Source organism: Indolivaga capnocytophagoides, from assembly GCF_036511535.1.
Classification (GTDB): domain Bacteria; phylum Bacteroidota; class Bacteroidia; order Bacteroidales; family Dysgonomonadaceae; genus Dysgonomonas_A; species Dysgonomonas_A capnocytophagoides.
This window is the reverse complement of sequence record NZ_AP028867.1, coordinates 1775268-1800881: the sequence shown is the minus strand read 5'-3', so window position 1 is coordinate 1800881 and position 25614 is coordinate 1775268. Positions and strand designations below refer to the sequence as shown.

Sequence of the window (25614 nt, the reverse complement as noted above, 5' to 3'; positions counted from 1 at the left end):
AGTAAGGTCTCAGACCTACTTGTTTATCCGTAAACGAGGTTACAGGCAGTTTGGTAAACGAATTGATATACATTACTTATTATCAGCATAAGATATGAATAAAATAAAAATATATTTCTCAGCACTATGTTTTGCCGTTTCTGTGTATGGTATTGATGCTCAGGTGCAGATGAAACTGCCATACCCTAAATTCGCAGTGTTGTCTGCTCCGTCAGATCTAACCGATGAGGTTGATCGTAATGTATGGACGGTGACTCATTACTGGGACAAATTTAACTTTGCCAATGCCGAGAATACTAAAAACCCGGAGTTAGCTATTCCTATTATTTCCAATTATATAGGTTTGCTCGATAAAGTGCCGGCAGACATTGCACAATCATGCATAACCGATTTGTTGAAAAAATCGAAGGCAAATGATGAGGTGTATAAATATATTGCCAATACATTGAATGATCTGCTAGGGAATACCGTATCACCGTACCGTAACGACGAATACCTGATTATAGTACTTGAGGATCTGCTTTCGTCGGATGATCTTTCTGACGAAGACAGCAGCCGTTATGTCATGAACTTATCTATGGCGAAAAAGAACAGAGTAGGGACTATTGCTGCTGATATAGTATACGTGAATACAGAAAATCGTACTGATTCGTTGTATAATATACAAGCGGATTTTACACTGCTGATGTTTTACAGTCCCGGCTGTCATGCGTGTGAAGCTGCCGAAAAACAGATCCGGAATTCGGAGGTGATAGGTAACTGGCTCGAGTCGGGTGATCTCAAACTTTTAGCTTTTGCTCCGGAAGCTCCGGTTGACGAGTGGAAAGCATCTCAGGATAAACTGCCATCCGAATGGATCAATGGCTATGATCCTGCAAAGAAAGTTTGGTTTGAGAGGATATATGACATACAGGGATTTCCAACGATTTATCTGCTGGATAAAGATAAGCGGGTGATTCTGAAAGACAGTAATATCGGCACCGTCGAGAATTACTTGATGGAGCAGGCGATGTCTTTACCTCCGCTTACGGATTACTAGTTACTAAGATTCATATCCTATGATTGTATATACAAAATATCAGAATTTACGATTTTTCCTTCTTCCGGTTTTAGTGCTGCTGCTCGCTTCGTGCGGGAGTAATAAAGTGCTGTATAACCCCGAAGATGTAGCCGGATTATCGCGAAAACTGAACGTGCCGATCAGAAACGACGACGTGAATATGCCCTTATATGTCGAGGTTTCTTATTGGATGGGTGTGCCTTACCGATATGGAGGCAATACAAAATCGGGAACGGATTGTTCGGGGTTTGTCGGAGAAGTTTTTCGCAAAGTTTACGGGCGGCAACTAGATCGCTCATCCGACGGACAGGCTAAGAATAACGTACACAAAGTAGGTAAACACAAACTGAAAACAGGAGATCTGGTGTTCTTCCGTACCGCCGCCAAATCGAAGAAGATCGATCATGTGGGTATTTTTCTCAAGGACGGACTGTTTATCCATGCTTCTACATCCAAAGGTGTTATTGTGAGTTCTCTGGATGAAGATTATTATAAGCGGACATGGCAAAAAGGAGGACGTGTAAAATAGGTTTTATACTTCGCCTTTATACATTTCGCCTCTGCGCTGAGGAATAAAAGCACTGGTCCCGTATTTTTTTGCGATATCTTCTATCTGAGCGGCTTTTTCGTAAGCCGTGTCGAAATGCATGGGGGCAATGAGGGCGGTTTCTATCTTCGATAAAAATTGTTCTGCTCCTTTCATGTAGTCTTTGCCGAGTCTCGGATCTACCGGAAACATTGCCAGTCCGACCGCTGGAGTGGTGGCTGCTACATGATTTAATTCGCGTTCGTAAAACGCTTCTGCCTCTTTTATTTCATCTTCGGTAGACTCTTCGTTCCAATGCCAGTTGTTGAGATCGCCGGCATGGAAAAGCACATTGTCTCCCCGTGTTATCTTGAAAGATACACCCAAATCGGTTGATCCGTAAGCGTTGATAGTCAGTAGTTCATCTTTGTACTCTCCGTCTTTGGCTATGAAAGTAATATCCTCCGAAGGCTGTTTGATCACTGACCTGATGTCTTCGGAAAAGATATAGCGAATATCGCTCCGCAACTCCTTCCAAGTAAGTATTTCGGGGTTGAAGTGGTCGTGATGTCCGTGAGTCGATAACACGTATAGGGGATATGGACGGTGGAGGATACGGTCGTGTATAACTCCCTGATGATCATTGATGGAATCTTTATAATAATCGATGATAATCGTAAAATTGGCTGCTTCGATAGTATAGCAGCTATGATAGATATAGGTAAGCCTCATAACGCAAAAAAGTTACAGATATTACAATTCGTTTTTCTTGAACTCAACTGAAGTCATAAATCGTACACCCAGATTCTGCGCTTCGTCGTATAATGCCATTGCCCTGTGGTTATTGGGGTCGATCCACGACATGCAGTCGGTGAGGACAATTATACGGTCGATCATTTCGGGGCGTGCCACGATCATGTCGTGCAGCGAATTGACAACACAAAAGTCGGCAGCTTCGCCCATCACCAGTATCCTTTCGTAAGAGTTCAGTATATCTAACAACTGAGTGTTTAACTTTGTTTCGGGTGCATCGGGTATTTCTACCGCAGCTTTGAATATGCTGTAATGTTCGGTTGCCTGATGGTTCCCCTTGAAAAAGAGTTCGTACTGTCTGTTATATAATACCGACCAGGCGTGGAGTGCTTTATAAAATGATTCGTTGAGAGCCCATCCCCAACTGCCTTGTACGCAGTGTATAGGCCAGATGGTGCATGATTGTCCTGTAGCTTCCAGATCTTTAAGGTAATCCAATGCCAGCGGTTGGTTGAATTGAGGGTACCATTTACCTTTTTCCACTGATTCGGCTGTTATGGTTGTAAATTCTGCCGGGGGATAACCTTCTTTGTCTTTCCAGTAAATCTGGCTGGCGATGTGTATAGGCTGGTGAGAGTCCATACTGAGAGCAATATGATCGATATAGCGGCCGCATTCTTCAATAAATGCATATATTCTCCATATATCATTTTCTGATCCCGGAACATATAGTTTACCATTAGGTCGTGTAAAATCGTTCTGAATATCGATTCCCAGTGCTGCCGTGCTTTTTCTCATTATTGTATAATTAGTTCGAATGAAGTACTTATATATTTATGATATAAATATCAATTCCTGTTAGCTAGTGCGGTGTTTTATCTCTTGTCAAAATTAGTGCTTTCTATTTTAATAACAGATAAAAATAGAAAATGTTTTATTTTGAATGTTGTTGTCTGTTTATCTTAACATTGCTGTTGAGATGGCTTGTTTCTTAGGGGGTACAGACCATTTATAAATGGCTTTATTCCTTTTTTGCTTCTCCTCTGAAATCATAACATAATCATAATATTATTATAGGAGGATTAGTCGTTCATCGTTTTTTTTTTTTTGAATTTTTCATTAAAATAAATTAACTATTGAGTGTTTTTTGCCATTTAAATATCTTTAAAAGATTAGTCGTTCATTGTGTAAAAATAACATATTGTTTCTAATATTCTATCTTTGCACTCGGTTTTATAGGTCGGTATTGTTTAAATGTGGTGATAAACAGATGTCTATGATTTATAGATGAAATTTATATAATAGGGTTGTTGTTTGTTTGAAATCTTTTGTTGTTTTGATTTCATCCGATAATTGAATTAAAAATCCTTATCAGAAGGCACCTGCTCGTGTGAGTAGGTGTCTTTGTCTTATTGATGTGGTGATAAGATGGTTAAAAAATTAATGGTAGCTGTATGGAAATTCAGATCAAAACTGATTCGATTGCCGTGCTACGATGTTGCACAACTGGCGGACATCATTCAGGCTAATGCTGAAATCGGCATATTCGGGCGAAGGGTTGAGCGAATGGCAGGTTATTTCGCATCGGTCTAAATCCTGTTCTACTATTTGTTTGCAGACGATAGTTGTGTCGAGAGTGATTATCCAGAAAGGGTATTCGTCGTTGTGAAGCTTGTTGCGCCAATATTCGGGCGAAAGTTCACGGGCTAGTACAATGTCTTTGTCGCTGAGGCTTCGTTTTGATCCGTCGTCCATGCTGTCGCCTTTTATTTCGAAAGCAAAGTAACGTCCCAATCCGATCTTATCGACAATAAATTCGACTTCTTCCATATTTTGTGCGAATTCGGCGTCACGGCATTCGTCTATGTATTTCGCGTATGCCTTTACCGGTATCATTGGTACACGCATGCGGAAACGTCCGTTGGGTAGTTCGAAATATTTTACACCCGAATTATTCACGAAATACGGTTCCTGATCTTCTGTAGACGAGGGATTCTTGAATTTGGTTCTTTCAGATTCGTTGCTGCGGTAAATGCTGCCGTTGCCTGTAAGAAGCCAGTCGGGGTTTATGTTCGGTTCGGCGGTCATTATTCGGTCGATAAGCCCGAATTTAGGCTCTGTTGTGCCTTTAATGCAATCATTAAGAGTAGTTTGTGCTATTCCTGCAAATTCGGCATAAGCTCTTACAGACTTGCCGCTTTGATCTACTATTTGCTTAATACGGTTATTTATAGACTCTTTCATGACCTGTTATTTAGATATATTTCTAAATATTCGATTTGTCGAATATTTGATATGCTTATATTTGTTTATGTTCGGTTTTTCGAATATATTTGTATTGTAAAAATGAACATAATATTGCAAATATAGGGAAATAAATTGAAAAACAAGCCGTAAAGATAAAAATATCGGCAAATCGAATACACTGGTGTGATTTTATTGAACGAAAAACCGAATAAATATATATTATATGACTACAGAAGAAATACTTTGGAATGCAGCTTTCGAAAGAGACGAAACTATGGTTGATGATTCTTATAACTATGCTGAAGAGCGAGCCATAGAACGTTATCACGAAGATAAAGAACTGTTTGAACGGTATGCCGAATATTTTAGGCAGGCAGGTTAAGACAGGCTCTCCATTCTGACACACAAAACAAACGAAACTATTTATTTTCACACAAAACAAAACGAATCATGAAAACAAAACGAGACTACACAACTTTTGACCAACAGCGAGAAATCCGCAAAGCCCGTAAATTATTAGTCCGGATCAATAAGTGCCGACGCCCTTTGCGTTCGATCCGTATTGATAAAAATACTATTGTACAAGTGAGAGCCGATCATCCCGATGCCGGTCTGATTATCGACCGCCTGAAGAATAAAAAACATACTATGGATCTTATAGAGCAAATAGAATACGGGCAATATGCCTAAGGAGTAAAATACAGTAATTGAATATTTTTTTTGACTTATTAAGATAGGGGATGACTTATATAGAACTGATAAATGATTTTTGGCAGAAAGACATTGAGTATGCTTTTTCCGATAAGGAGATCGCTCTCTACTTTTATCTTTTGAAAACCTGCAACTCGATTGGTTGGAAAAATCCGTTTGGACTATCTAACTCCATAACAGCTGTAAAATTCAATTGGGGGAAGCAAGCTTTCGATACAGCAAAACTTAATCTTCAAAAGGCTGGCCTGATAGATTTTAAGGGCTCGCACGGAAGAGGGAAAGTATATCAGTACGAAATAAAAGGTATTCAGACAGACCAGTTTTCCCCTACCTTTTCCCAACCCTTTTCTGACCAAAAAGCAGAAACATCATTAGATATAGACAAGATTAGAAATAATAACTATAACGAACGGCACGTCGTTTTTGTCATTCCATCGGTTACCGAGATTGAAGAGTATTGTCTGGCTAGGGTAAACGGTATCAATGCGACTCAGTTTTTCGATTATTATCAATCGAAGGGGTGGTGTGTAGGCAAAGGCAGAATGAAGGATTGGCGCGCAGCCATTAGGACGTGGGAAAGAAACGTAAAAAAGAATACAGATTATGGACAAAAAATCACTAAAGATAATCAACGAATTAATGACTCGGCCCGACGAAAAGCCGAAATTGTCGAACGGGCTGTCCGTGCAGCTGCAGAATGTGATATCAGAGGTTAGACAGAGGTACGGAACGGCTGCCGACTTTTTGGTAACATTCAATAAAGACCGTCAGAAACAGGCTGCTGCATATCCTGCAAGGGCTTTCATGGGAACTGCTCCTTCGTTGGCTGTAATGAGATCGGTATATAACAGTGAGGTTGTTACCACATGGATTATGGCTCAGCTCGATGATATCAATGATTTTGCAGGAACTGCCGTTAAGATGTCTCTCGACCAGATGGAGCAGATTGCAGGTATTATCGAAGTGGAGTATTATTACTTTAAAGTTACCGAGTTATTGTTGTTTTTTCATCGTCTGAAAACGGGGCATTACGGATATTTTTACGGCGCTGTAGATCCTCTTAAAATAACGGCTTCGCTCAAAAGTTTTGCCGAAGACCGGGGGCGTGAGATAAAGATGTACGAGCAACAGGCCAAAAGGAACGAAGCAGATCTTCAACAGGAAGAGTGGGCTCGCACAGCCGTAACCCGTGCCGAATATGAGCGCCTCAAAGCAGAGCGTAATGCAGCGTAATGGTCAGAATTTTTTAATTTATCTATAACAAAACACAAACGATTATGAAATTAGGAAACAGCGGATCGGGAAATACAGGCAAAAAATATGTAAAAATAAAAGAGGGAACGGAAGTTTCTCCTGAAAATGAAGCTAAGGCTCAGCGTTTTGCCCTGTGGTTTGGAGATTGGTATGAACGCTTGAAGACGGAATTGATGAATAAGTCTACTTATGACGAAGATGTATTGAATGATACCTTTATGCGGATGTATGATAAGATCCGTTTTGGCGGGTTGGATATTGCCGATTATAAGGCTTACTTTCATCGGGCTTTTTTCACCAACTTTATGCAGCAGGTATTTGCCGAACAGCAAAGCCGGACAACTCCGCTGGGGCTGGAAGACCGGATGGATAACACGGGGGCGGAAGAAGAGCTGATCGAATATAAATTGTCGCTCGAATACGATATATTCGATTATGTGTATCGTAAGTATCCTGTGCAGCAATTCGAATTATTTAAAATGTACATTCGGCTTAAGCCTGCTATAAATTATGTACAGCTGTCGCAGATCACCAAAATATCGGTCACATCTATCTCCGAAATTATTTCGAAGATCAGAAGGGATGTTCAGCGTCATGACGGATTTCGTTGTCGTCGCCGTCAGACTTTGAGGTGTTGCGAGTGGTAGGGGCGAGGCTAATAAATAAATGACTTATAGCGCTGTTAAAATCGAAAACCACGACAGGAAACTTCGGTCGTGGTTTTTGATCTAATATTTCATTGGAAAATCTCCTTACTTCGCAGGCAGTACCTCTATCCAATAATCGTCGGGGTCGTTGATAAAGTATAATCCCATCGAATGATTTTCGAAACATACACAATTCATCTCTTTATGATATTTGCGTATTTCGTCATAGTCGCCTGCTACACGAAAGCAGAGGTGGCTTTCGTTTTCGCCCAGTTCGTAAGCTTCGGTGTGGTCACGGAGCCATGTCAGTTCAAGCAGAAACGGGCTTACTCCGTCCGATAAGTACACAAGAATGAATGATCCGTCTGCCGCTTCTTTGCGGCGAGCTTCTTTCAAGCCCAAAGCTTTATCGTAAAATTCGATACTACGCTCGAGGTTGGTTACATTTATATTAAAATGGTCGAATTTTGCTTTTATTTCCATAATTCAATATTTACTGTTACTTATTTATAGACAAGCCTAAGAGCTTTATTTGCAAAAATAGCAGTTTATCTTTTAATATGTGTACCGGAAATAAACATTTCCTCATTTCTAATATTGTTTGTTAAATAAAAAACAATCCTTATATTTGCCCTCACAACAACTCTTTAATGTACAGTTGATGACCAATGATTTCACACATAGAAACTTCGAAACCGATCTGTTTTTTAACAAAATAGGTTTGGTTATGTTGTGTGGAATATTAGAGAGAGAGAGAGAGAGAGAGAGAGAGAGAGAGAGAGAGACGCATCTAGCGTAATAATCAAACAAAAATTTCTATTGTGTCAAAATGACGGAGCGTTTTTTTATGCTTCGGGTTTTGTCATACATATGCCTCATGATCTGAGTCTGAACCTCCAGGCAAGGGTTTTCGGGGTTTTTATAACTTGTCATTACTTCAAAATATATACCAAATTCAAAATAAGTTGGCTCGGCAAGCTGTGTCGGGTAAGTCTGTTGTTTTGTTGTCGTTCAAATGTCGGACAATATAACGCATTGCCGTTAAGCCAACTATTATATGCATCGGGGTGCAGCGATTGCATCTCGGTGTTTCTTTCAGGCAACGATACACATCCTATCCATAGTTGCATATTGCATATGCCCAATGTCCGATTTAATATATTGCTAATAAGGCGTATTCGATATGCCCCTATAAATATGAACAACAAATGGTCTTTGACCCTAACAAATTTAAGAATGACAATGAAAAAGAAGATTTTATGGATGCTATGCTTTATGTACATAGTTTCATCATTACAAGCTCAGATTGGTGTCAATACCAATTATCCCAGAGGAGTATTCCATATTGATGCGGGAGGCGATAATCCTCAGGATTTAACTACTGCTCTAACAGCTACCCAAGCTGCAAACGATGTATACATCGATAGTTCTACAGGTAACATGGGAATAGGTACAGTAAACCCCAACGCAAAATTGCATATTGTAGCCCCATCAGGTACTAATGGATTTATACTGAAAGATGGTTCGGAAGGTGATCGAAAAGTGCTTACATGTCAAGATAATACAGGGCTGGCATCGTGGCAGTTAGGGACACAGGTAACACAAGTATTAGGCGATGATCCTACAGGGATAAAGGTTTATTTTTACGGTGGTGGTACTCCTGCTCAACCGATATATAAAGGAAAATCAATTACAATTCCTAAAGGAATCTGGATACTACGATATAACCTCACATGGAGTCTTAATATAGCGCCCGCAGGCACGTTATATATTGATGCTTTTCTTTCGACATCTAGTACTAGTATGAATGTTGTGCCGGGTTCATGGACAATTAAACCGCTCTCGGCCGGACAACGTTATTCATCATCTCAAATATCTATAATACGAGAAGTAACTGCAGTTTCAGAAACTTTGTATTTATGGGCATATTATAACGGTACCGACCTTGGAGTCGGTGGTGAAATTACGGCATATAATCCAGCTCCACAGTCTAATGTATTAGAAGCTATAAAATGGTAAAAAAGAATATTATATATAAAATCCTCCGTCTATTTACACTCTTACTAATTGGAGTGATATGTATTTTTAAGCCTCTGCAATTACTGGCACAGGTAGGTATAAATACTTTAAGCCCGAATGGTATTTTTCATATAGATACTAAAAATAATAATCAAGGAGGGGGCAATAGATATATTGACGATGTGGCTGTAGATAGTAATGGAAGAGTAGGGTTGGGAACCAACTCTCCTGCAGCTAAAATACATATAGAAGGCAGTTTTATTCTTGATGATGGAAATCAAATTAAAGGTAAGGCACTACTTTATAATGGTGCCGGACAATTTGTCTATTGGGGAGATGTGGAAAACACTTGCTATTGGATTAAACCGATTGATCTTGTGGGGATGACTCCACCCCCAAATCTCCCTCAATATATGGGTAAATCTATAACATTACCCAAGGGTTCATGGCTTATTAAATATGCCACTACATGGTCCTTTCAAAATATAGGAGGTCATGGATTTATTAATATGTATTTATCGACTGTTAATGTCGGGAGTTATATAGGTGCATCTGATATTATATCCGGTTCATGGGTTATTTCAGAAGTGTTAGCTAATAGCAGCTTCTCTTCATCTCAGAACATGTTAGTTCATACAGTTACATCAACATCCCAAACTTTATATGTCTGGACTTATTATAATACAACTACATTGAACAATTTAGTATCTTATGAACCTGCTGTTGGAACTAATGTTCTAGAAGCCATACGTTGGGAATAAAGGTATGATAATATTTCTTCTATCTCTTTTATCTTCGGATATAATGAGAGGGGAGATTGTCAAAAAAACGGAAAGCAGCAATTCTAATTTGCTCTTTCCGTTTTTTATTCGTTTAACCAGACTGTCTAATTTTAAGATGTAAGCTTTATAAAGTTTTTGCCAAATCCAAAACAATCGCTATATTTGCCATCATAACAACTCTTTAATGTATAGTTGATGACTAATAATTTCACACATAGAAACTTCGAAACCGATCTGTTTTTTAACAAAATAGGTTTGGCTATGTTGTGTGGAATATTAGAGAGAGAGAGAGAGAGAGAGAGAGAGAGAGAGACGCATCTAGCGTAATAATCAAACAAAAATTTCTATTGTGTCAAAATGACGGAGCGTTTTTTTATGCTTCGGGTTTTGTTACACATATGTCTCATGATCTGAGCCTGAACTTTCTGGCAAGGATTTTCATAGTTTATTACTTCCTTACAATATATATCAATTTTTATCTAAATCGGCAGGACGAACTGTGCACAGCAGTTTTATTGTTGTTTTGTTGTCGTTCTGAATCTGCTTCAAGCATATACTTGTCCGACAGTCGGTTTTATCATGCAGTAGGGTGCAGCGAATGCACTTTACTGCTTTTGTGTATTATCACTAATTATCTAAGAACAAACATAATAAATGGGTCTGCAACCCTAAACAACAACGGGTCTGTGACCCTTACTCAAATAAACAACAATGAAAAAGAAAATTTTATTACTGATGGGAGTATTTTCCATCGGTGTTGCTCTGCATGCTCAGATTGGAATTTATACAGATACACCTCAAGGTATTTTCCACGTCGATCCGAAGAAAGATACTTCGGGTGCAACAAATATCGAAGATGATGTGATTGTATCTAATACTGGGAGATTGAGTATTGGTGCCGGAGCAACACCTTTGGCTAAAGTTCATATCAAGACAGATGTTGTCGGCAAAGGCTTCAGGCTTAATGATGGTAGTCAAGCAAAAAAAAGTCTGCTTATGGCTACCGATGCTTTGGGGACTGCTGCATGGAATGATCCTTCTGTGAAATTTGGCATTATCACATGGAAAATAGTTAATCCTAGTGGAAGTGTTTCTCCTAATGCTATATTACAGGCTAATACTTTGGCTAATGTCATAACAGAAACCTATAATGTAAATGTATCTGCTATTGTGCCTGCTGTAGATGGGATAACTCTGCCTGCCGGTAAATATATCTGCTATATCAATGGAGACGTTCCTGGTCAGGAATATTTTTTGTCAATGTTTTTAGTATATGGAACGACTTCATTACAGTATAATATGATTCATTATGCATCCGGAACAAACACATTTCAGTTGACTGCCACCACTAAGATTTCATTAAAAGTATATTCAATATTTCCTCAGGGAAGTATTGTGCAAGGGCAAATGGCTGCCGGTAATTATAATTATTGGTTTAAACTAACTTTCTTAAAACTATCATAAAAATGAAGAGACAACAATTTTATCTTCTTTTATTTATATTTTCTGTAGGTACATTACAAATGAACTCTCAGGTTGGAATAGGAACAAAATTACCTCAGCAGGTACTTCATATTGATGGTAACTCAGACACTTCGGGTATTAGTAATACAACAGATGATGTTGTTATAGATCAGTCGGGTAATATTGGCATCGGGTTAACTGTACCTTCTGCAAAATTGGATATTAAATATGAATCCGGAACACCTGTTCCCTCATTTCGGTTAGATGACGGAAAGGCTCAGCCAAATTATATTTTAATGTCTGATGCTAATGGTTATGGAACATGGAAAGTTTTGCCCGAAATGGGAGCCAGTCTGATCTGGAAGATCTCGAATACTGCATTTTATCTGTCAACTTCGTTGTCTAAATTTACAGGGATTACTACTGTCAACGGGGATCTTCCCGGTTTTGTCGCTAATACTGCAAGCTCAACGCTATTGGTTCCAAAAGGAAAATACATTATTTCTTTTTATGGGGATTTGAATGGATGGGAATATTTGAAGCTGCAAGTTTATGGTACTAATCTGTCGACTCCTACCGGTTATTTACTTACATCCTTTAATTATCGAAGTTATCTGAATTCAACTTCCGATTTCTGGGATATAGAAGAAGATACTACCATTTATTTCAGAGTACAGGGGTATGATGGACGCAATGTTTTCTGGAGTCAGACCAGTGGATTTGTCAATGGTATATTTTCGATGTATTATCAAATAACTTTTCTGAAAGTTGCATAACATAATAAAAGTAGCATATGAGATTCATATTTTTAATATTTATATTTTATATAGTAAACAATGTAAATGCTCAGGTTGGAATTAACACATCCAATGTATCGGGTATATTTCATATTGATGCGCTAGGTGATAATGGTACATCGCCAACCTCATCGCAGTTAAGTAACGATATCGTCATAACAAAAGAAGGATATGTGGGAGTGGGCACATTGCCACAAGCCAGGTTTCATACAAAAGCTCTTTCGTCCGAACAAGGTTTTATTCTGGATGATGGAAGTCAGGAGTCAGGACGTATATTGACATCTGATGCCAATGGTTTTGGAAGATGGGCTCAATATACTTATGGTAATGAATTTGCAATATATAAGCTAACTCACACAGGATTCGGTTTTACCAATGCTTTCAAGCAATTCGAGGCATCTTCTGCATCTGCAATGGAATACTCAGCAAGTATTGATGGGGCTGCAGCAACGACTCAGGCTTTGATCCTTCCTAAGGGAAAATACCTGTTGTTTATTACCGGACAGATTGATGCTCCTACTGGTAGTGAGGCATATTTTGCCGTTAAGTTAAATGGTAATTACGTTGGTGGGCCGAAACAGGATTTTACCGAAAAGATCAGGGCTGAATTTTATTTAACCCAGACTGATTTTTATAATTTTACAGATGATGTAAGCCTACAGATATATATACAGTTGCTCGATGGTAGTATAAACTTTAAACCGGGATATTTACCTGTTGTAAAACCTCCTGTAACCTTATCTGCAACAATAAAGCTGATAGCAATGAAATTGGCTCTTTAATCGTTTAATCATTTAAAATGTCACATTATATCAAAGAGTATTATTCATCAGGGATGATCTTTGCGATATTTTGTGACAGTTTTATGATAGTCATACTTTTTGCTAAATCCAAAACAATCGCTATATTTGCCATCACAACAACTCTTTAATGTACAGTTGATGACTAATAATTTCACACATAGAAACTTCGAAACCGATCTGTTTTTTAACAAAATAGGTTTGGCTATGTCGTGTGAAATATTAGAGAGAGAGAGAGAGAGAGAGAGAGAGAGAGAGAGAGAGAGAGAGACGCATCTAGCGTAACAAATAATCAAAAATTTCTATTGTGTCAAAATGACGGGGCATTTTTTTATGCTTCGGGCTTTGTTACACATATGTCTCATGATCTGAGTCTGAACTTTCTGGCAAGGATTTTCATAGTTTATTACTTCCTTACAATATATATCAATTTTTATCTAAACCGGCAGGGCAAACTGTGCGCAGCAGTTTTGTTGTTGTTTTGTTGTCGTTCTGAATCTGCTTCAAGCATATACTTGTCCGACAGTCGGTTTTATCATGCAGTAGGGTGCAGCGAATGCACTTTACTGCCTTTTTCTGTTATCGATAATTATCAAAGAACAAATATAAAAAATAGGTCTGTAACCCTGAACAACAACGGGTCTGTGACCCTTACTCAAATAAACAACAATGAAAAAGAAATTTTTATTACTGATGGGAGTATTTTCCATCGGTGTTGCTCTGCATGCTCAGGTAGGGATAAATACTCAAAAAGCATTAGGAGTTTTTCACGTAGATGCCAAAGGGAATACGTCGGGAACAATTACTTCTCCTGTTAATGACAGTGATGATGTGGTTGTGTCGAATGACGGCTATTTAGGGATAGGACTGATCAACCCTAAGGTAAAACTGGATGTCAAAAGCCCATCGATAGGTGCTTTTAGAATTGTAGATGGAGATCAGGCATTAGGTAAAGGATTAGTTTCGGATGCTAATGGATATGCCGAATATACATCGGTTTCGGGTTCGTGGTACGGTGTATTATGGGGTTCATGGGCAAGTCAAACCACTATGGCCGGAGGTGATCGTGTAATCAAAGGATATTCGTGGGGGCTTGTCGCTAATCCTCTGTTTGGTAGTGCAAACGGGGCAGCCGGTATTATAACTGTACCCTATGCAGGTAAGTATAGGATTTCGATAGCAGGAGAGTGGGAGTGTTCTTTATCGACGGGAATCTTTGCCGTAGAAGTAGGGTATACACAAAATGGAACTGCAAAATGGGTTGGTATAACAGGCGGTGGAGACTCTCAGAATACGCTGATGCCCTTGAGTCCGACCTTTATCATTATCGATACATTTGCCGCCGGAGATCAAATCGCATTATTCAATCGCGAAACCAGTATATACAGAGCTAATAGCATCAAGAAGTGTTATTTTATCATAGAGTATATTCAATAAGAAAGTAAGGTCTCAGACCTATTTATTAACTAATCAAGCATAACTGCAGCAGCAAATTATCGCTCGGAAATGTATTATTAAATATTTACTATTACTTAAAATGATAACAAAAAAAATAATAGGTACACTATTCTTTTGTGCCTTCTCATTAAGCCTGTTATATTCACAGGTTGGCATCAATACATCATCGCCGCAAGGTGTATTACATATCAAATCGTCGACCGGGACAAGTGACATCGTAGTCAGTTCTGCTGTTGGAAAGGAAGGGTATGTTGGCGTTGGAACTTTGACTCCCAGTCACAAACTTCATATCAATACAACATCGGCTCTCAAAGCTCTGCGTATATCTGATACTACCGAAGGTGTCGGAAAGGTACTGATGTCGGATAGAGAGGCGGGAGTTGCTCTTTGGCGCGAAAAACAGGGTTCGTGGTTCGGTGCTCTTATTTACGGCGCGGTTACACCCACAGCATCTTCCACAACAGCACATGCTGTAACATATGGAGCTTCGTTTGTTTCCGATTATTCTGTCGGCGGAGTCAATCAGTCAACCGGAAAGATCACTGTTCCCTACAAAGGTATGTATCGGGTAAGTGTTTTTGGCAGTAGTATCATGCATCCGTCCCGATATTCGGGAGGATATTTTATTGCAGGTTATTTGTTTATTTATGCAAACAATGTGCTGATATGGGGGCCTCACTCTTTGGGAAATACAAATCTTAGTAGAATGCAGTATTTCAGTTATACGCGGTTGGTTTATCTGCAAGCTTCTTCGGTATTGCACCTTACAACAACTAATATAGTGCCTGCGTATGCCGATGGATTAGATAACTTTTCGTTCTATGTAGAATTAGTAAAACAAATGTAGATAACCCGATGAAAAAGAATATTATAATTATAATCATAGGCTGTATTATCAGTCAGTTAGGTATGGCTCAGATAGGTGTGAATACCGATAACCCGAAAACCTTATTGCATATCGATGGCAGGTCGTCTGCAGCGACCGCAAATCCGGCAACAGGAGCTGTATCTGCTCTTCAGGCATCGGATGATGTGGTTGTTACTAGCGATGGGCGTATCGGGATAGGCACATTAACACCATCAGCTCGGGTCGATATTTTAAGTTCTACACCCGGTGCACTTCGGATTATCGACGGTTCGGAAAGAAGTTTCCGTATGTTGGTATCGGATAACAACGGAGTATTATCATGGACATCGGCGATGGGAACATGGTTTGCATCAATGAACGGAAAATTTCCGCTGATATATGAAACAACTTATATTATGAAACCGATAAAGGGATATTCCGAATCTGTGATATCGAGTCCTACAGAGGGGGCGGTCAATGTTTCTACGGGCGAAATAACTGTCCCGTATAAAGGATACTACAGAGTTACTATAGGCGGACACTGGGGAACGAACCGGACAGGTGCTAATGTATATGTGATTATACCTTATGTATACATAAATGGAGCTCCTAGTGCTAATTTTATAGCAGTAGGGGCACATAGTAACTATGGCTTGTCGCCGACTTTTATTACTGTACTGCCCTTCAATGCGAATGATAAGGTGATGGTCTATAACGATCAGCGATGGGGTACCAGTGCTAATGTGGTTGATCAGATATTTTTTGATATCGAATATATAGAATAGCATAACACCTGACCGGACTAAGCTAAGTTTAGTCCGGTCTCTTTTTTGCCAATTCCAAAACAATCCTTATATTTGCCCTCACGACAACTCTTTAATGTACAGTTGATGACTAATAATTTCACATATAGAAACAACGAAACTTGTCTGAATTTTAACAGTTTGGATTTGGTTGTGTCGTGTGAAATATTAGAGAGAGAGAGAGAGAGAGAGAGAGAGAGAGAGAGAGAGACGCATCTAGCGTAATAATCAAACAAAAATTTCTATTGTGTCAAAATGACGGAGTATTTTTTTATGCTTCGTGCTTTGTTGTATATCTGCCTCATGATCTGAGCCTGACCCTCCTGACGAGGGTTTTCGGGGTTTTCATAACTTGTCATTACTTCAAAATATATACCAATTTACTAATAAATCGGCAGGACGAACTGTGCACAGCAGTTTTATTGTTGTTTTGTTGTCGTTCTGAATCTGCTCTAAGCATATACTTGTCCGACAGTCGGTTTTATCATGCAGTAGGGTGCAGCGAATGCACTTTACTGCTTTTGTGTATTATCACTAATTATCTAAGAACAAACATAATAAATGGGTCTGCAACCCTAAACAACAACCGGGTCTCTGACCCTCAAATGAACAACAATGAAAAAGAAAATTTTACTGTTGATGGGGATATTCTCTATCGGCATTCTCCTCCATGCTCAGGTAGGGATAAATACCCAAAATCCGCAGGGGGTATTTCATATCGATCCTTATGCAAATACTAGCGGGGCAACAGGTACAGCGGACGATATAATAGTGACTGCTGACGGAAAGACGGGCATCGGAACCGTTACTCCGCGTACTTTATTGGATATACAAACAGGAGGTACTGCTTCGTCTCCTGTATCGGGTTTCAGATTGGAAGATGGAAATCAGGGGGATGGTAATATCCTGATAGCTACCGATAATATAGGCACAGCCACATGGAAGAATATGGTTCCGGTAGTGTCTGCCCAGATTAAGATAGTTTCTCCTCCTTTCTTAAATATAGGGTTTAATGATACGAAATATTATTCAGCTCCGTCATATATCGATTTACCCACGGGTAGATGGGCTATGAACGTGGTTTCTTTAATTTCGGGAAGCGGGGGAACCAATACACCTGTATGGATATCGTCTACTCTAGCCGATGCTGCTACCGTCGTAAATACGGGAGGTACGCTTGCTGCTATACAGACCCCCGACATAGAAGGGTTGGGATTGGTCTCGGGGATGTGCTGGGCGCATTTCTACAATGTTACGATAGGTTCTTTTATTGTAAATAACCAAAGTAATGCAACGAAAAGATATTATTATGTAGCCGGAGGTACCAGTTCTTTTGGTGTTACCATCCCGGCAGGGTATTTTAATAATGTTGGAGGACCTTGGGGTGAGATTAATATAATCGCTTATCGTATACCATCAGATGAATTATAAGGGCTCAGACCTTTTTGTTACTTTGGATAAGTGTAACAACCAAAGACTGTTATAGACTAAAAGTATATCATTAAATACTTTCTGTTACTTAATATAAATAAGAGAAAACGCATAACATATGAAATATATATTACTGTATAGTCTGCTGAGTGTTTTAGGACTTTGCATGACACAAGCTCAGGTTGGAGTTAATACCTTAAATCCGCAAGGAGTATTGCATATCGAGGCCGGAGCTGTGGGGCATACTTCCGACGATGTGATCATCGATAATGCCGGACGAGTAGGTATAGGCACAGGTACACCTCAAATGAAGTTGCATATAAAATCGAAGACCGTTACCCGTGCGATTGGTATTAAAGACGGAGCTGAAGGAAATTATAAAATGCTGGTTTCGGACAGTAACGGAGTAGGTACTTGGGGCTTTTTGGGTTTACCTGTGGTCAAAGGTGTTTTGAGTGCGTCAGGTAAGAATTATTATGTAAAAGATCTGGGAAAGCCTGCCGGCACAACTAACGAAATGCTGATACCTCATCATCCTTTGGATGCTACCATTACTTTGCCTCCGGGACGCTGGTGTGTGTATCTTAATCTGTTAATCGGGGCAAGTGGAGGATTATCGACCGAAGATTATTCTGTTAATACCTGGATGAGGTTGAGTTACTCCGATTCTTACGGAGGACCTGCATCAACCGATATAGTTGGTGCTCCATGGAGTTCTGGAACGGTATATGCTAAAAGTTGGGGTGTTATACAAGGTTTTGTTGTGATAAGAAATACAGGATCTGCTTCGAAGGTATATCATTTGGGTATTGTATATGCAAATGCCGGACGTCTTTCGAATGGAGTATTGCTCAGCTCAATAGCTACATCTACAAAAGGAGAGAATGGAATTATCGCAGTGAAAATCGGAGAAAATTAATAACAATAGAAAATGAGAAAATATATTATAAGTTTCACAATATTCTTTAAGTTGATATGCTGTGCAGATGCCTTTTCACAGATTGGCATCATGACCGATAATCCGGCAAGCAATGTATTGGTGCACGTGGATGCTGCCTCTAATAATTCGGGTGGCGGAGCAAATATAAATCGAGATGATGTGGTTGTTAGTAAAGACGGCAAGGTCGGAATTGGCACAACTACCCCTCAGACCAAGTTGCATATAGTTACCGGCGGTACATCGGCAACACCTAACCCTCAATTACGGATCGAAGACGGAAATGCTGCCGTAAATAAAGTGTTGATGTCTGATGCCAACGGCTTGGGACAATGGAACGATTATATTCCCGGATACAAGAACGGAAACATAGGTGCCGGTATTGCTTTTGCTACATTGGGTAATAGCAATAACTGGTTTAAAACCAATATGAGTGTTTCTGTTGATCCCGGGCAATGGCTGGTATTTTTTTCGGTAAGTATGATTACAAATCAGGTGACTGTAGCCGATCGCAATTATAGAATATGGATACAGGTAACACTTGGTGATGATAGTTCGATAGCAACACCGGATGCAATATCAAAAAATCGGTTTTCGAATACAGGGTTTATAAATAAGCGGGCTATAGTGAATGGCTGGGTAGCAGTTAATAACAACACTACTGCCGCTAAGAGGTACGTGGTATATGTAGGTGCTGCGCAGAATGCCGAAATAGCAGGCTTGCAGATACTGTCTGTAGCCGAAAAGAATGATGGGTATTCGAGTATGTATGCCTATCGTATAAAAATGTTGAATTAGCAGATATATATTCTAAATAAAGTAAAACAGCAACCTTTCTGTAAATCAGAAGTGGTTGCTGTTTTTATTTATTAGTTGCTTTGTTCTATCGAGTGACGGCACATTGATAAAAAGGTCTGAGACCTTATTTATACAAAAAACGTTTGATACTGCGTTTCGGTGTTTTTTCGAATTCCTCGTCACGAACTGTAAAATCGGTAATCTGACAATATTTGGGCAGACGCTTGTTTACTTCGTCTATTTCGAGCTTGAGAGTATCTTCGACCGAAAGGTTATTCGGATGAAGTTTAATGACTTCCTGATCAGGATAAATCAGTGCGTGTATCTTTCCGTTACGCTCTACAATGAGTGATTCTGCAATGAAATGCACATTGTTAAGAAGCTGCTCGATCTCTTCCGGATAAATATTTTGTCCCGAAGGTCCCAGTATCATTGTTTTGCTGCGTCCTTTTATGTAGATATAGCCTTCTTTGTCTTGAGTCACAAGGTCTCCTGTACGCAACCATCCATCGGGCGAAAGTACCGCTGAGGTAGCTTCTTCGTTTTTATAATAGCCGAGCATCGTGTTTGCACCCTTCACTATCAGTTCGCCTACCGTATTTTCGGGATCCGCAGAGTCTACCTTTACTTCCATGCGGTCGACAGGTTTTCCGCACGAAGCGGCACGGTATGTTTCCCAATAGTCGTATGCGATAAGCGGACCGCATTCGGTCATTCCATATCCTACGGTATATGGGAATTTAATCAGTTTCAGAAAATTACCCACTTCTGGATCGAGGGCAGCCCCTCCGATTACAACTTCTACAACTTTTCCTCCGAATACATTAATTAATTTCTCACGGATTTTAGCGTATATTTTGTCTTTTACGAATGGTATTTTCAGCAGTGTTTTAGTCGGCTGCTTCTGTAACTCGGGCATAACTTTCGCAGTGATAATCTTCTCTATAATCAGCGGAACAGCTATAATGAGTGTTGGCTGCACTTTGGCAAAAGCATTCATGATGATGTGTGGCGAAGGCAGGCGGGTAAGGAAGTGCACGTGGCATCCTTTGGCTACCGAAAGCAGTATCTCGAAAGCCAATCCGTACATATGTGCCATCGGCAGCATGGATACAAGTCCGTCTCCGGGGCTGACAAATTCGATGGCTTCTTTGGCAAACAGCGTGTTAGACCATAAACTGCGATAAGGAATCATCACCCCTTTGGGCTTACTGGTTGTACCTGATGTATAGTTAATGAGTGCAACTTCTTCCGGATCTTCGACGTGGAATTTGAGGTCGTCGATTGTAAAGTTCGGGTATTTCTCGGCAAAGATAACATCAATGTCATTGGTTACCTGATTTAGTTTTTCGGTTCGAGACCTTAATATGCTGTAATCATCTATGGTGATGATAGTTTCTACTTTCGGAATTTTAATCGGATCTACTTTTTCCCAGACATGTTCTGCCACAAAGAATACTTTGGCATCGCAATGATTAACGATATTCTGAACGCTGTCTCCATCGAAGTCGTGCAGAATGGTAGTGACAACAGCTCCGTACGACATAGCGGCAAAAAACGTAACTGCCCAGTTGGTGCAATTGCGTCCGCAGAGAGCAACCTTATCTCCTTTTTCGAGATGGAGAGTGTCGAATATAATGTGTAGTTTGGCTATTCTGACTGCAAAATCCTTAAATAGCAAGGCATTGCCGTCATAGTCGCTGAATACGGGTTTGTCCCAGTTAGTGCGGATTCCGTCTTCGATCAGCTTTAAAAATCTTTTCGTATTGTCGTTTTCCATGTGGCTAAATATATTTCGTAACAGACATTATTTTCATACTTTCTTTTGATATCATAACAAGTATAACGGGCGAATAGTTTGTCGGTATATATATTAAGGACTCAGCCCTTGATTATACATTATATCTACAGGAAAGCAGTACCCGAAAACAATCACCTATACAAATATAAATACAAATCTCCATTTTGCAAACTGCTCTTTGCAAAATGGAGATTCGGAGCTCGGTTTTGTCAATTTCAAAACTATTACTATATTTGCCCACACAACAACTCTTTAACATATAGTTAATGGACAAAAATTTCACACATATAGATACTAAAATAAATCTGAATTTTAACTATTCAGGTTTGGCTGTGTCGTGTGAAATATTAGAGAGAGAGAGAGAGAGAGAGAGAGAGAGAGAGAGAGAGAGAGAGAGAGACGCACCTGGCGTAACTAATCATTTTTTTAACAAAACAAAATTTCTATTGTGTCAAAATGACGGAGTAGTTTTTCTTGTGTCTATACCTCAATTAATATATATCAATTTTCTTATTGAAATCCGGTGCGGCAAACTGTTTACCAAGGCGGTTTTGTTGTTGTTTATTTGTTGTCGTTCTGAACTTGCTTTGAAATTATATCAGTACACCAACCGGATTTATGGTGCAGTAAAGTGCTGTGATTGCACTTTACTGCTTTTTTCAGTTGACGTTCATCAGTTATCAGTTATCAATAATTATTTAAACATAAAAGATCGTAGGCGTATATTGCATATGTCTGATGGTTATGATTACAAGGTGTTTATAGACAGGGATATGCGATACACTTCTACAACATGTACAACAAGCGGGTCTGTGACCCCAATTACTCGAAATATAAACAACAAATGGGTCTGCGACCCTCAAATTAACAACAATGAAAAAGAAATTTTTATTACTGATGGGGATATTCTCCTTCGGTATCCTCCTCCATGCGCAGGTAGGGATAAATACAAAAAGTCCGCAGGGAGTACTTCACATTGATGGCAAAGGAGACACCTCCGGTTCATCTAATATTTCGGACGATATACTTGTAAATTCTACCGGCAACATGGGACTCGGAACACTCACCCCTACAGCCAAGATAGATGCAGTAGGCAGTTCTACTCTTGCTCCCCTTCGGATCACAGACGGCAGGCAGGCGACAAATTATATTTTAGTATCAGACGATTTGGGTAATGCTTCCTGGATGGAAAAACCTAATCCGGGAGGGGTTATATATAGTATCACCGGATCTACCATTACTTACACACTGGGCACTTATGCGCTTGTCAAGGCAATGCCGGTAACGGTTACAGGTAATTATCTGATATCAATCCGCTGGTGGGGTTATGCTACAGCTGTAAGCGCAAATAATTATGTATGCGGTGTATTTTATGCGACTACATCAGCCACTACAAGCAATAGCTGGACGGCGGATCAGGCAAATCTCAAAGATCAGGTCGAGTATTGTGCCAATACCGTGGCTGGTGCTTATACTTGCTTCAGTACGACTTTATTTGCTAAAGCAACCAAAGGTCAGTATCTGAAACTTTATATCAGGGTATCGTCCGGTGGAAGCTGGGTAATAGGCGGAGTGAGTACTGGTCAGAAATTATGGAATCCAAGTATTGTCGTATTTAGAGTATAACACAATGAAAAAATATATTGCATATCTTACAACACTGGTATATATAATCAGTACGGGAAATTCACTGGCTCAAATAGGTATTAATACCGATTCGCCCCAGCAGATATTTCACATAGATGCTCAAAAAAATACATCGGGAACATCTAATGTCGAAGATGATATAGTTGTCAGCCAAGCTGGGAATATGGGATTAGGAACTGTTTCGCCTACAGCCAAACTTCACATCGAAACATCTACCGAAACAGCCATGCGCTTAAAAGACGGTACGGAAGGTGCAAAGAAAATGCTCTACAGTAAGGATGCCAATGGAAATCTTTCGTGGACAGATCAGCCTGCTTCATCGGCCACTATTTATAATTTAAATACAGGCCGAAGAAATCTTCCTAATGCTACCCGAAGTCTGCTGCTATCGGTTCCGATCACGGAAACTGGTAATTACCTGATGTTTATCCGTTGGTGGGGAACGGCAACCACGACATATTCAAGAGATAAAAATATCAGTGCGTATATTTATCTGACACGTGCAACTACTACAGCTGTGTCAGACTATGGAACCGAACTGGACGGAGTTGAGCACTACGTCAGTTATCCGGCAGCAGACAACTATTTTAGTTTTACAACCAGCTTGTTTGGTTATGCAACAGCAGGCGGATATCTCAAACTATACATAAGTCCATCTACACCGGCATCTACCGCAGGAACTTTCAATTGGGTAATCGGAGCAGTGAATAATTCAACAGTTCTGAATCCAAGTATTATTGTATTTAAGATTTAAGAAAGATGAGAAAATATTATATACTATCGGCTCTTATTATGAGCACAATTTTGTCTGTTTCTGCGCAGGTCGGCATCAATATTCAATCGCCTGTCGGGGTATTTCATATCAACCCTAAAGCGGATACATCTACAGCAGACGATGTGATTGTGACCGAGGCTGGAAATATGGGATTAGGAACAACCTCGCCTCAGGCAAAATTGCACATCAATGCATCGACCTCCGAAACCGCCCTGCGTATAGTTGACGGGTCTCAAAAATCGGATCGTGTATTGGTTTCGGCTGATGCGACCGGAGGTGTAACATGGGGAGCCATAAAAGGGAGTGGGGGAGAAACATTTGTGTCGTCTACCGCTCAATCGTTTGCTGCCGGAACAGGTGCAAAGCTATATCTTTCGGGAACCAATACAAAGTACATTGTAACGGGCGAAGGTCCCTATCTTGTGTATTTTCGGTGGTGGGGACGAGCCAGCGTAGCAACAGGGGGCAGAACGAGCACATATGTGAGGTTGATGAAGAACGGTGTATATGTCGATACTGTAGAATATTATATTGCAACAGCAGCTAATACTCCTTTTGCACTTACCGTGGCATTAGTGGCTGACTGTTCTTTTGGAGATTATCTGGAGGTCTTTCTGTCTCCCGGAAGCGGAACATGGACTTCTGCTATAAGTCCTGTATATACAAGAACATCGGTTACTTTTTTCCTGATGTAGAACAACTCGGATATTTAATTTCTTAAGAGCGGGGCTAATATGTATTAGTTCCGCTCTTTTTTGCCAATTCCAAAACAATGACTATATTTGCCATCACAACAACTCTTTAACGTACAGTTGATGATTAATAATTTCACACATAAAAAATACGAAACTTGTCTGAATTTTAACAATTTGGATTTGGTTGTGTCGTGTGAAATATTGAGAGAGAGAGAGAGAGAGAGAGAGAGAGAGAGAGAGAGACGCACCTGGCGTAACTAATCATTTTTTTAACAAAACAAAATTTCTATTGTGTCAAAATGACGGAGTAGTTTTTCTTGTGTCTATACTTCAGCTAATATATACTAATTTATTATCAAACCGACTTTACAGCTTATGCAAGGCAGCCTTGTTGTTGTTTTGTTGTCGTTCTGAATATGTTTCTTGCATTAGCTTGTCCTACAGTCGGTTGTTTTATACAGTAAAGTGCAGAGAGTGCACTTTACTGTTTCTTTTAGTGCGTATAATTGCTCCAAATATAAACAATAAAGGGTTTGTGACCCGGACATTCAAACAAACATGTACCAATTTACTATCAAACCGACTTTACAGCTTATGCAAGGCAGCCTTATTGTTTTGTTGTCGTTCTGAATCTGATTCTTGCATTAGCCTGTATGACAGTTGGTTGTCTTATACAGTAAAGTGCAGGGAGTGCATTTTACTGTTTTTTTTGAATATAATTACTCGAAATATAAACAACAAACGGGTCTCTGACCCTCAAATGAACAACAATGAAAAAGATGATTCTTGTGATGCTCTGCTCTGTTGGTATGGCATCGCTTCATGCCCAGGTAGGCATTAATACCAGTACTCCGAATGCTTCGGCAGCACTGGATATTGAAAGTACCAGCAAAGGTATACTGATACCGCGTATGACAAGTGCCCAGCGATTAGCGATAAGCAGTCCGGCTCCGGGCTTGATGGTATATGATACTCAGCTGAAATGTATTTCGCAGAATGCAGGCACGTCTGCTGCTCCGGCATGGCTATGCCTGTCTCAAAAGGATGCGCAGTCATCGTCATTTTATATGCCTTCCATCGCAATTGATGCCTCGGCTGTAGTTGCAGGAAAGACTCTTGATTTATACGCCGAATACAAAAAACAATTTAATACCCCGACAAAAGTAAGTACCGGAGCACCTGCCGGTATCCCTTATTTCAGTTCGGCTTCGGATCTGTATTACTATGTGACTTTTTATGATAATACAGTGTTGAAAATAAATAGTTTGGATGCGTCGGGTGTGCTTAATTATGATATTCTCAAGGAAGCCGATTATGCAACATTTATGACAGTTGTCTTTGTCGTTAAATAAATAGGGAGGA

27 protein-coding genes are annotated in these 25614 nt (G+C 39.8%); 22 read left to right on the top strand and 5 right to left on the bottom strand.

Features of this window, described 5'->3' with window-relative positions; genetic code table 11:
• Positions 1-94 precede the first annotated feature (94 nt).
• Complete coding sequence (locus AABJ51_RS07400) at positions 95-1039, top strand: DUF5106 domain-containing protein (protein WP_338375147.1); 945 nt, start codon at positions 95-97, stop codon at positions 1037-1039.
• Positions 1040-1058: 19 nt separating this feature from the next.
• On the top strand, positions 1059-1589 hold the full coding sequence (locus AABJ51_RS07395; RefSeq protein ID WP_338375144.1) for a C40 family peptidase: 531 nt from the start codon (positions 1059-1061) through the stop codon (positions 1587-1589).
• A gap of 3 nt (positions 1590-1592) precedes the next feature.
• Here AABJ51_RS07395 and AABJ51_RS07390 read toward each other — a convergent pair whose 3' ends face one another.
• The 3 genes from AABJ51_RS07390 to AABJ51_RS07380 form a co-directional block, all read right to left on the bottom strand.
• Positions 1593-2318, bottom strand: coding sequence for an MBL fold metallo-hydrolase (locus AABJ51_RS07390; RefSeq protein ID WP_026627758.1), 726 nt, complete (start codon positions 2316-2318; stop codon positions 1593-1595).
• Positions 2319-2339: 21 nt separating this feature from the next.
• Positions 2340-3137 carry a cysteine hydrolase family protein gene (locus AABJ51_RS07385; protein WP_338375138.1) on the bottom strand — a complete coding sequence of 266 codons (798 nt, stop codon included), beginning with the start codon at positions 3135-3137 and terminating at the stop codon, positions 2340-2342.
• A gap of 669 nt (positions 3138-3806) precedes the next feature.
• Positions 3807-4583: an XRE family transcriptional regulator gene (locus tag AABJ51_RS07380; RefSeq protein WP_134436440.1), complete on the bottom strand. Its 777-nt coding sequence runs from the start codon at positions 4581-4583 to the stop codon at positions 3807-3809.
• 226 nt (positions 4584-4809) lie between these two features.
• Between AABJ51_RS07380 and AABJ51_RS07375 the strand changes: the two genes are divergently transcribed.
• From AABJ51_RS07375 to AABJ51_RS07355, 5 genes are all read left to right on the top strand, one after another.
• Complete coding sequence (locus AABJ51_RS07375) at positions 4810-4968, top strand: hypothetical protein (protein WP_321577263.1); 159 nt, start codon at positions 4810-4812, stop codon at positions 4966-4968.
• A gap of 68 nt (positions 4969-5036) precedes the next feature.
• Positions 5037-5276 (top strand): hypothetical protein, encoded by a 240-nt coding sequence (locus tag AABJ51_RS07370; RefSeq protein ID WP_338375134.1) that lies wholly within the window; start codon positions 5037-5039, stop codon positions 5274-5276.
• A gap of 50 nt (positions 5277-5326) precedes the next feature.
• Positions 5327-6013, top strand: a complete 687-nt coding sequence (locus AABJ51_RS07365) for a hypothetical protein (RefSeq protein WP_338375131.1) — start codon at positions 5327-5329, stop codon at positions 6011-6013.
• Positions 5997-6530, top strand: coding sequence for a DUF6633 family protein (locus AABJ51_RS07360; protein ID WP_338375129.1), 534 nt, complete (start codon positions 5997-5999; stop codon positions 6528-6530). Before AABJ51_RS07365 ends, AABJ51_RS07360 begins: the two co-directional genes overlap by 17 nt.
• 44 nt (positions 6531-6574) lie before the next feature.
• Positions 6575-7198 (top strand): sigma-70 RNA polymerase sigma factor region 4 domain-containing protein, encoded by a 624-nt coding sequence (locus tag AABJ51_RS07355; protein WP_321577262.1) that lies wholly within the window; start codon positions 6575-6577, stop codon positions 7196-7198.
• 105 nt (positions 7199-7303) lie between these two features.
• Here the strand turns inward: AABJ51_RS07355 and AABJ51_RS07350 are convergent, their stop codons facing one another.
• Positions 7304-7681 carry a VOC family protein gene (locus AABJ51_RS07350; RefSeq protein WP_338375126.1) on the bottom strand — a complete coding sequence of 126 codons (378 nt, stop codon included), beginning with the start codon at positions 7679-7681 and terminating at the stop codon, positions 7304-7306.
• Positions 7682-8440: 759 nt separating this feature from the next.
• On the opposite strand from AABJ51_RS07350, the gene AABJ51_RS07345 reads away from it, so the two are divergent.
• The 11 genes from AABJ51_RS07345 (at position 8441) to AABJ51_RS07295 (ending at position 19334) form a co-directional block, all read left to right on the top strand.
• Positions 8441-9217, top strand: a complete 777-nt coding sequence (locus AABJ51_RS07345; RefSeq protein ID WP_338375124.1) for a hypothetical protein — start codon at positions 8441-8443, stop codon at positions 9215-9217.
• Positions 9211-9978: a hypothetical protein gene (locus AABJ51_RS07340; RefSeq protein ID WP_338375121.1), complete on the top strand. Its 768-nt coding sequence runs from the start codon at positions 9211-9213 to the stop codon at positions 9976-9978. Before AABJ51_RS07345 ends, AABJ51_RS07340 begins: the two co-directional genes overlap by 7 nt.
• A 732-nt stretch (positions 9979-10710) precedes the next feature.
• Positions 10711-11463, top strand: coding sequence for a hypothetical protein (locus AABJ51_RS07335; RefSeq protein WP_338375118.1), 753 nt, complete (start codon positions 10711-10713; stop codon positions 11461-11463).
• 2 nt (positions 11464-11465) lie between these two features.
• The gene (locus AABJ51_RS07330; RefSeq protein WP_338375116.1) at positions 11466-12239 is read left to right on the top strand and encodes a hypothetical protein; all 774 of its coding nucleotides are present in this window, start codon (positions 11466-11468) and stop codon (positions 12237-12239) included.
• A gap of 17 nt (positions 12240-12256) precedes the next feature.
• Complete coding sequence (locus AABJ51_RS07325) at positions 12257-13042, top strand: hypothetical protein (RefSeq protein ID WP_338375114.1); 786 nt, start codon at positions 12257-12259, stop codon at positions 13040-13042.
• 687 nt (positions 13043-13729) lie between these two features.
• A complete protein-coding gene (locus AABJ51_RS07320) occupies positions 13730-14497 on the top strand; it encodes a hypothetical protein (protein WP_338375112.1) in 768 nt (255 codons plus the stop codon).
• A 100-nt stretch (positions 14498-14597) separates the two neighbouring features.
• On the top strand, positions 14598-15365 hold the full coding sequence (locus AABJ51_RS07315; RefSeq protein ID WP_338375110.1) for a hypothetical protein: 768 nt from the start codon (positions 14598-14600) through the stop codon (positions 15363-15365).
• A gap of 8 nt (positions 15366-15373) precedes the next feature.
• Entirely contained in the window at positions 15374-16150 is a 777-nt protein-coding gene (locus AABJ51_RS07310; RefSeq protein ID WP_321577261.1) for a hypothetical protein, read from the top strand.
• 633 nt (positions 16151-16783) lie between these two features.
• Positions 16784-17599, top strand: a complete 816-nt coding sequence (locus AABJ51_RS07305; protein ID WP_338375107.1) for a hypothetical protein — start codon at positions 16784-16786, stop codon at positions 17597-17599.
• 118 nt (positions 17600-17717) lie between these two features.
• Positions 17718-18518 (top strand): hypothetical protein, encoded by an 801-nt coding sequence (locus tag AABJ51_RS07300; protein WP_338375104.1) that lies wholly within the window; start codon positions 17718-17720, stop codon positions 18516-18518.
• Between the two features lie 12 nt (positions 18519-18530).
• Positions 18531-19334, top strand: coding sequence for a hypothetical protein (locus tag AABJ51_RS07295; protein ID WP_338375101.1), 804 nt, complete (start codon positions 18531-18533; stop codon positions 19332-19334).
• Between the two features lie 124 nt (positions 19335-19458).
• Here the strand turns inward: AABJ51_RS07295 and AABJ51_RS07290 are convergent, their stop codons facing one another.
• Positions 19459-21114 (bottom strand): AMP-binding protein, encoded by a 1656-nt coding sequence (locus tag AABJ51_RS07290; RefSeq protein ID WP_026627747.1) that lies wholly within the window; start codon positions 21112-21114, stop codon positions 19459-19461.
• Positions 21115-22008: 894 nt separating this feature from the next.
• Here AABJ51_RS07290 and AABJ51_RS07285 point away from each other — a divergent pair.
• From AABJ51_RS07285 to AABJ51_RS07270, 4 genes are all read left to right on the top strand, one after another.
• On the top strand, positions 22009-22761 hold the full coding sequence (locus AABJ51_RS07285) for a hypothetical protein (protein ID WP_338375097.1): 753 nt from the start codon (positions 22009-22011) through the stop codon (positions 22759-22761).
• A gap of 4 nt (positions 22762-22765) precedes the next feature.
• On the top strand, positions 22766-23536 hold the full coding sequence (locus AABJ51_RS07280; protein ID WP_338375095.1) for a hypothetical protein: 771 nt from the start codon (positions 22766-22768) through the stop codon (positions 23534-23536).
• 5 nt (positions 23537-23541) lie between these two features.
• Positions 23542-24252, top strand: coding sequence for a hypothetical protein (locus tag AABJ51_RS07275; RefSeq protein WP_321577260.1), 711 nt, complete (start codon positions 23542-23544; stop codon positions 24250-24252).
• Between the two features lie 770 nt (positions 24253-25022).
• Complete coding sequence (locus AABJ51_RS07270) at positions 25023-25604, top strand: phage tail-like protein (protein ID WP_026627743.1); 582 nt, start codon at positions 25023-25025, stop codon at positions 25602-25604.
• Positions 25605-25614 lie beyond the last annotated feature (10 nt).